This is a genomic window from Oleiphilus sp. HI0043, assembly GCF_001634935.1.
Genome location: NZ_LWEY01001213.1, coordinates 1 through 3,332, shown reverse-complemented (window position 1 = coordinate 3,332; position 3,332 = coordinate 1). Strand labels below are relative to the sequence as shown.

Genomic DNA, 3,332 nt, shown 5'->3' with positions numbered 1-3,332 from the left:
AAGTCAGGGTTTCACGTGTGGAACGCGATTACGGTTTATTGTAAAGCGCCTATTATCAATAGAGAAGATTGCCTTCTCTATTGATTTTATAGTCATTGTGCTAGTCGCTTTTCAGGGCCGCTAAGTTGCTATATAAGTTTAATGCCTCTGGGTTTGCCAATGCTTCTATATTTGTAAGCTCTTTGCCGTGCACGACATTTCTAACGGCTAGCTCGACAATTTTTCCACTCAATGTTCTGGGAATGTCCGTGACTTGAAGAATCTTATTGGGCACATGCCTTGGTGTAGTATTCTCGCGGATACTTCGTTTTATCTTATCGATAAGCTGCGTGTCTAGTGTTAAACCTTCTTGTAAACGAACAAAGAGAATGACACGAACATCATCTTGCCATTCTTGGCCGATAGCAATTGACTCAAACACTTCCTCAACCTTTTCAACCTGACGATAAATCTCAGCAGTACCTATTCGAACACCGCCAGGGTTAAGGATTGCATCAGAGCGGCCGTGAATGATTACGCCGGTTTGGGTTGGTGTTCCATTATCTGCTTCGTGGACAATAAGCTCTCCGTAGTCCCCATGAGCCCATGTGTTGTCAAAGCGTTTAAAGTAAGCGCTTTGGTATTTTTCGTTATTTTTGTCATTCCAGAAACCGGTTGGCATGGAAGGGAAGGCTTGCTTACAAACAAGCTCTCCTTTTCCTTGTGTAAGGCTAGTTCCATCATCATCTAAAAATTGTACGTCCATCCCTAAGCCAATGCATTGAAGCTCACCTTTGTATACTGGAAGATTCGGGTTTCCTAGCGCAAAACAAGAGATGATATCTGTGCCCCCGGAAATACTAGAGACGCATACGTCCGTCTTAATGTCGCGGTAAATATATTCAAAACTTTCGTGGCTCAAGGGGGAGCCGGTTGATAAGAATGCTTCGACGCTATCAAGTTGGTGGCTATGCTTCGGCGACAGACCAAACTTCTCACAGGCAGCGTAATACTTGGCACTAGCCCCAAAAATATCGATACCTTCTTCGTCTGCAATATCAAGCAGGCTGGTTTGTTCTGGGTGGAATGGTGAGCCGTCATACAACACTAGCGTAGCACCTAAGGCTAGACCAGAAACGAGCCAGTTCCACATCATCCAGCCACAGGTTGTGTAGTAGAAAAGCTTGGTATTTGGCTTGACGTTGGTATGCAGTGCAAGCTCTTTGAGGTGCTGAATCAAGGTACCACCAGCGCTATGTACAATGCATTTGGGTTTGCCTGTTGTTCCTGATGAATAGAGGATGTACAGCGGTGCCGAAAAGGGCATTTGCGTGAATGACAATGCGCTGTTGTCCTCTACCTTCATTACATCCGCCCAGGTATGAAATGAATCACCAAGGGCTTCTTTGTCGCTATCTTTTGGCTTGAGATAAGGAATCAGTATGCAGGCTTCTAATTCGCTTAGACCTTTCTGGACGGCTTTAACACGTTCAAGGCTGCTGATAGTTTTATTTCCATAGTAATAACCGTCTGTAGCAAAAAGGACTTTAGGACGAGTTTGTTCGAAGCGATCGAGCACGCCTGTTACGCCAAAATCGGGTGAACAGGATGTCCAGATTGCACCGAGGCTACTTGTAGCAAGCATGGCAATCACCGCATAGCAACTATTTGGTAGGAAGCCGGCTACCACATCGCCTTTTGCTACGCCCACTTGCTTAAGATATGTGGCACACTTATTAACCTGCTGGAGTAGTTCCTGGTAACTAAGCTCTGTTCTAAGGCCATGCTCGCCACGTTCAACAATCGCTATCGATGCAGGGCTGCTTTCAGCTTGGCGCAACAGATTCTCGGCAAAGTTCAAGGTCGCATTTGGAAACCATTGCGCACCCGGCATCTTGTCTTCATTAAGCAAGGTGAGTTCGCCTTTATGACCTTTGACATCAAAGAAATCCCACAGCTGTGACCAGAATGCCTGCTTATCAGAGACAGACCAACGATAGAGTTGATCGTAGCTTTCAAATGAATGTTCGCTTTGCTGATTTAGATAAGACATGAATCGAGTCAGTTCTGTCTGCGATATGCGGTCTATGCTAGGTTGCCAAAGGCATTCGTTATTTTGCTGATTCATGTCGTGCTGTTCCGAGTCTGGTTATTTTAATGCGAGCGCTACTTTTGATTGATTAGTTCGGCCAATTGCATTGCAAATTCTGTTTCCTGCTTCAATGAGCTTGTCTAGCTCAATACCTGTTTCCATGCCAGCCCCCTGGAGCATATAAACGGTGTCTTCTGTGCTGACATTTCCAGAGGCTCCGGTTGCATAGGGGCAACCACCTAAGCCAGCTACTGAGGTATCGAAAGTTCTGTAGCCTAACTCTAGGGCTGCGTATTGATTGGCAAGCGCTTGGCCGTAGGTATCGTGAAAATGGCAGGCTAGTTGATTGGTCGAGAAGTGTCTCAATAGTTGAGAGAGCAGCGTTTTTATTTGAACGGGCGTACCAATGCCAATTGTATCGCCGAGTGATACCTCGTAGCAGCCCATGCTCAGCAGGCGCTCACAGACTTTAGTAACATTTTCAGGCGAAGTGATGCCATCGTAAGGGCAGGCGATAATGCAAGAAACATAAGCTCGAACGCGCAAATTATCCTGCTTGGCCTGGGTAATAAGTGGCTCGAAACGAGCAATGCTTTCATCAATGCTGCAGTTGATGTTTTTCTGAGTAAAGCCTTCTGAAGCTGCAGTAAATATGGCAACCTCATCCACATTGACAGATTTGGCTGCTTCATAACCCTTGAGGTTTGGGGTGAGAGCTGAGTAACAGATATCATCTCTGCGACTTAGCTTTGTGAAAACCTCTGCACTACTGGCCATCTGGGGAACCCACTTGGGTGAAACAAAGCTACCGGCCTCTATTTGCTTCAGTCCAGCCTTGCCAAGCTGTTCGATTAAGGCGAGTTTATCTTCCAAGCTTACGATTCCAGCTTCGTTTTGTAGCCCGTCACGCGGACCCACTTCAACAATTCTTACTTGATCACTCATGCTTGTGTTTACTCCTTATTGCTCTTAATCCAAGGAGCTGGCTGCTTATCGAAAAATGCCTTCAATCCATTTTGACCTTCTTCCGATACGCGTAAGTCAGCAATAAGCTGGCTGGTGCGTTCACTTAAGTCTTCAGGAGCTTGCACTATGTCAGCCACTAGCTGCTTGGCTGCAATACTGGCTTGCGGGCCAGTTGTTAAAATTTGTTCAACAATAGCCTGTACTTGCTCATCTAATTGTTCAGTTGCTACAACTTCATGGACAAGTTGATAACCCTTTGCTGCTTGAGCCTTAAATACTTCAGCAGTTAAGAATA

At 45.7% G+C, this 3,332-nt stretch carries 3 protein-coding genes; all 3 read right to left on the bottom strand.

Going from position 1 to position 3,332, the window contains the following annotated elements; translation table 11 throughout:
- Window positions 1–100 precede the first annotated feature (100 nt).
- Window positions 101–2,107, bottom strand: coding sequence for an acetoacetate--CoA ligase (locus tag A3729_RS14830; protein ID WP_068507221.1), 2,007 nt, complete (start codon window positions 2,105–2,107; stop codon window positions 101–103).
- Window positions 2,108–2,128: 21 nt separating this feature from the next.
- Window positions 2,129–3,016, bottom strand: coding sequence for a hydroxymethylglutaryl-CoA lyase (locus A3729_RS14825; protein ID WP_068507219.1), 888 nt, complete (start codon window positions 3,014–3,016; stop codon window positions 2,129–2,131).
- 8 nt (window positions 3,017–3,024) lie between these two features.
- Window positions 3,025–3,332: enoyl-CoA hydratase-related protein (locus tag A3729_RS14820; protein WP_231877443.1), on the bottom strand; the 308-nt coding region annotated here is incomplete at its 5' end.

Bases quoted from the DNA above. Each gene is read 5' to 3' on its own strand.
- A3729_RS14825 (WP_068507219.1), bottom strand. From the start codon at position 3,016: ATGAGTGATCAAGTAAGAATTGTTGAAGTGGGTCCGCGTGACGGGCTA.
- A3729_RS14830 (WP_068507221.1), bottom strand. From the start codon at position 2,107: ATGAATCAGCAAAATAACGAATGCCTTTGGCAACCTAGCATAGACCGC.